Genomic DNA, 4,132 nt, shown 5'->3' with positions numbered 1-4,132 from the left:
TAATCAAGTATTTTATTATCTTTCAAATCTAATAAGGGCATATTTTGATAAAACTTTTATCAAAATATGCTCTTTCTATTTGTTATTTCAAAGCTGAAGGTGCTAATTTAATCAAATAGTTAGAAATGAATAATATATCCTCTTTTAGATAGCTGAAGCTTTATTGTAATTATGCTTGTTCAGGCTTCTGTTCTATTGTTTTATGGCTGGTATATATAATATTTTCATTAGTTTCAAATAAAATGGTTGCAGAAGGATTAATGTGTGTATATAATGTGATTATAGTATATATACATTATATAATGTTGTGGGTAATTATATGTAAATTGGTCTTCGATGACAATTCACGTTATTGCTATTGTTTCAAACAAGAGGTACAGGACATTATTTCAAGTATGTTTACAAAAAAGTAGAAGAGGGATTGGCATGCAAATAATTATTTCCAACAGTTCAAAGGAACCGATTTATGAACAAATTACGAGTCAAATTNNGGTGAACTACAGGAGGGGGCAGCAATACCTTCCATGCGTAACCTCGCAAAAGAACTGCAAATTAGTGTTATAACGACGAAGCGTGCCTATGAGGAATTGGAGAAGGCGGGCTTTATCTATTCCATTGTCGGAAAAGGGTCTTTTGTTGCAGAGCAAAATTTAGAGATTATAAAAGAGAAGAAGTTGAAGGTCATTGAGGAGCAACTGAGTGCGGTCATAACGAATAGCAGAGAAATTGGCTTGTCACTTGATGAACTGCAGCACTTATTAAAGATTTTATATGAGGAGTGAAATGAATGGAGAATGTGGTTAAATTTACAAATGTAACGAAAAAGTTTAAAGGTTTTTCCATTAAAAATATTGATTTACAAGTGAAGCAAGGCTTTGTAACGGGGTTCATTGGAGCAAATGGTGCTGGTAAGTCGACAACGATAAAAATGATGATGAATTTATTAAGACCAGATGCTGGGGAAATTAAGCTTTTCGGGTTGGATTACATGAAACATGAGAAGGCGATTAAGGAGCGCATTGGGTTTGTGTACGATGGCAATGTGTTTTTTGAAGGGCTGAACTTAAAAGATATAAAACGCATTGTAGCACCAGCTTACAAACACTGGGATGATACACTATTTTATCAATATGTTGAAAAATTCGAATTACCGCTTAATAAAGCAATGAAAACTTTCTCGAAAGGGATGCAAATGAAGGCATCATTGGCGATAGCACTATCACATCATGCAGAGCTGATCATTATGGACGAGCCAACAGCAGGCTTAGACCCCATTTTTAGACGAGAGCTGTTGGATCTTTTACAGGAATTAATGATTGATGGAAATCGTACCATTTTTTTCTCTACGCATATTACAACAGATTTAGACCGTATCGCAGATTATATAGCTTTTATTCAGAGTGGGGAATTAGTATTTAATCAGTCCATTCACGACGTAGCTGAAAACTATGCGCTCGTTAAAGGAGGATTGGATCTTCTTGATAGAGACACTGAAAAGGCTTTTATTCATGTTCATCGTGCATCAACAGGATTTGAAGCATTAACGGATAATACTAAAGCAGTGAAAAATATCTTCGGAGACTCAGTTGCCATTGATCACGCCTCTCTGGAAGATATCATGTATTACTTGAAAGGAGGAATACACCATGTTTAATTTAATCAGACGTGATGTCATACTACAGAAAAGGCAGCTATTACTCTTTATTCCTTTTATCGGATTCTTTATCATGATGGATTCAAATCCAGCTTTGATTTTTCTCGTTTCCAGTCTTATTATTCCCTTTAACACTTATGTTTACGATGAAAAAGTAGAGACAAACATATTATTAAATTCCTTACCTTACACACGTACGGAAATTATCGCATCACGCTATCTTGGTGCTGTAATTTATATGGTTTTAGCAATCGGGGTGACAAGTTTAACATTATTTGCTTTCAATAAACCTTTTACGATGACTGACATTGCGATTGGCTGTAGCTTATTCTTATTATTTGCTGCGTTTACCTTTCCATTATTTTATATATTTAAACCAGGCTATATTTTTCCGGTTGTAATGATTAGCTTTCTCATTTTAGCAGGTATAGGACCGTCTATTGTGTTGTTTTTAGCTGAACATTTAACCGTAATAACTGATTTTATTGATAATTTATCCGTCCCGGCTTTATATACAGGAGCGACACTTGGTATCATGGTAGTCTATGTTATTTCTTGGGGGATTACCAATATCATTTACCAGCGAAAAGCATTCTAAGTGGGTTAATTGTACTAGCGAAAAAATTCATATCAACTCCAGAACACGACTGGATGAATGATGCAAGAAGTTTATTAAACGAATAGGTGCTTTAGTGAAAAAAAGACTGTCTCTTTGACTGTCTTTTTTTGGTGAGATTAACACAAATACATTTTTGTAAAGTGCCTGCTACTTATTAATAGAGTTATTATTGCTTTCATCACGGTTTTTGGAAGCTGTTTTGTCATCGAGATTAGCCCCCTCTACAATCTGGTTACCAATAGCACCGCCTGAAACACCGCCTACTACAGCGCCAAATAGTCCAAATGGAGCACCTATCATAGCACCCGTAACGGCTCCATTAATGGTACCTGCTACTTCACCAAAGTCACTCGCATCTTGATTGTTGCCACTTTCTTCTACATTTCCACCAACGTTATTGCGTTCGCTACTCTGATTCATCTATTCACTTCCTTTTTTATTAATGGGGAATATGCTGATGATGAAAGTACACCATCTCAAACATATACTACCCAGCTGAAGTAGTTTTACTCACTAGATGTTGGTTCAAGATATAGTTGTCTTATCGGCAGCCATTTTTACTTGTTCAACCAAAAGGTGTGTAATCTACGTGGCTATATCTGTAAAGTGTTCCATTTATATGGAAATATGAAAATACGATTGTTATACTACTTTTGAAACGTGGCTATGTATCACGATGAACGAAAGGAGGTTGCAATTTGAAAATTAAACTTGATATTACGAATGAGCGTTATGCTGAAATCAAATCTGCACTCGAAGAACGAGGAATTGAAATAGATGATACTGCCGACTTGGTATTAAGTGAAACCAACAGCTTCATTGATAATCTGACTGTGAGAGAAAAAGGAACAAATGCGCGGATCATTTTATCGGTAGAGGGTATTGTTTGTATCGAATCGTTCGGTCATGCAGTTGAGGTACAAACGCAAGAAGCACTATATCAAGCTACCGACCGACTATACCGAATTGTCAGTTTGCTTGATCCTACAAAATTTTTGCGTATAAGTAACTCTGTTGTAATTGCAAGAAATAAGGTTAAACGAATTACACCTACTCTTTCGTCGAAGTTTATCCTTACAATGACTAATGGTAAAAGTGTTGATGTAACAAGAAGCTATTATTACATTTTCAAACAATATTTCGGAATATAGAGGAGGCGATTACATGGTTTTTCCTATTTATTTTCTCGCACTATTTGCAATTCAAATTATATTAGTCGCTACCGTTATTGTTTATTTTCAAGTCTATAAACGGCATATCAATAAGGCTTTAGGAGCAACCGAGGGCAAGCGTACTTCAATGGTTCCTCCATATAGAGTCGCTATTGTTATGACCATAATCGTTTTACTCATTAGCATATTGATTAGCTATTTTGTGGGATATGTTAATGCCTATAAAGATTACGATGAAGATGCATGGGTGATGTCGCATTCTGATATTCAGACATTCTATGCAGAAGTAAAAGAAGTTGGCAAGAACTCTTTATTGGTTGAAGGTATTTCCCTCAATGATGAGAATTATCGAGGTGAGTTTCAATATGATGTATGGGGAGAAGTGAGTATATATCGGCAGGATGCTGTTATCCAGCTTTCTGATTTGTCAGAAGGTGATTTGATTTCAATCACACTTGTCACCGACCGCGCAGGTATTACAAATATCTTCAAAATTCAGCTATTAGCTGACAAGTAACGGGTTTTATGGGGAAATTTTTTCATAAAGGGAGAGTTAAATTGAGTAAAAAAGAGGAAATTGCTGTGCAGAATAAGGAGGTAGAAAAAATGGTGTCACTATTGTAATAAAATTGCTTGCTGACGTAGGACACCTTTCAGTATTTAATGAAATTGAAACTTTTTAAAAGC

5 protein-coding genes and 1 pseudogene are annotated in these 4,132 nt (G+C 35.4%); 5 read left to right on the top strand and 1 reads right to left on the bottom strand.

The annotated features are described in order from the left end of the window. Nucleotides 1–426: 426 nt before the first annotated feature. From V7147_RS22580 to V7147_RS22570, 3 genes and pseudogenes are all read left to right on the top strand, one after another. A pseudogene (locus V7147_RS22580) lies at nt 427–782 on the top strand (GntR family transcriptional regulator). Nucleotides 783–787: 5 nt separating this feature from the next. Continuing rightward, on the top strand, nt 788–1,654 hold the full coding sequence (locus V7147_RS22575) for an ABC transporter ATP-binding protein (RefSeq protein ID WP_335370050.1): 867 nt from the start codon (nt 788–790) through the stop codon (nt 1,652–1,654). Continuing rightward, entirely contained in the window at nt 1,647–2,252 is a 606-nt protein-coding gene (locus V7147_RS22570) for an ABC-2 transporter permease (protein WP_335370049.1), read from the top strand. Before V7147_RS22575 ends, V7147_RS22570 begins: the two co-directional genes overlap by 8 nt. Nucleotides 2,253–2,420: 168 nt before the next feature. Here the strand turns inward: V7147_RS22570 and V7147_RS22565 are convergent, their stop codons facing one another. Then, nucleotides 2,421–2,693, bottom strand: a complete 273-nt coding sequence (locus tag V7147_RS22565) for a hypothetical protein (protein ID WP_335370048.1) — start codon at nt 2,691–2,693, stop codon at nt 2,421–2,423. Nucleotides 2,694–2,971: 278 nt separating this feature from the next. Between V7147_RS22565 and V7147_RS22560 the strand changes: the two genes are divergently transcribed. Further along, complete coding sequence (locus V7147_RS22560) at nt 2,972–3,424, top strand: LytTR family DNA-binding domain-containing protein (RefSeq protein WP_335370047.1); 453 nt, start codon at nt 2,972–2,974, stop codon at nt 3,422–3,424. A 13-nt stretch (nt 3,425–3,437) separates the two neighbouring features. Continuing rightward, the gene (locus V7147_RS22555) at nt 3,438–3,962 is read left to right on the top strand and encodes a hypothetical protein (protein WP_335370046.1); all 525 of its coding nucleotides are present in this window, start codon (nt 3,438–3,440) and stop codon (nt 3,960–3,962) included. The last annotated feature ends 170 nt before the right edge of the window (nt 3,963–4,132 follow it).

This window comes from Bacillus sp. JJ1521 (assembly GCF_036965165.1).
Classification (GTDB): Bacteria; Bacillota; Bacilli; order Bacillales; family Bacillaceae_L; genus Ferdinandcohnia.
This window is presented reverse-complemented; position numbering and strand designations above follow the sequence as displayed.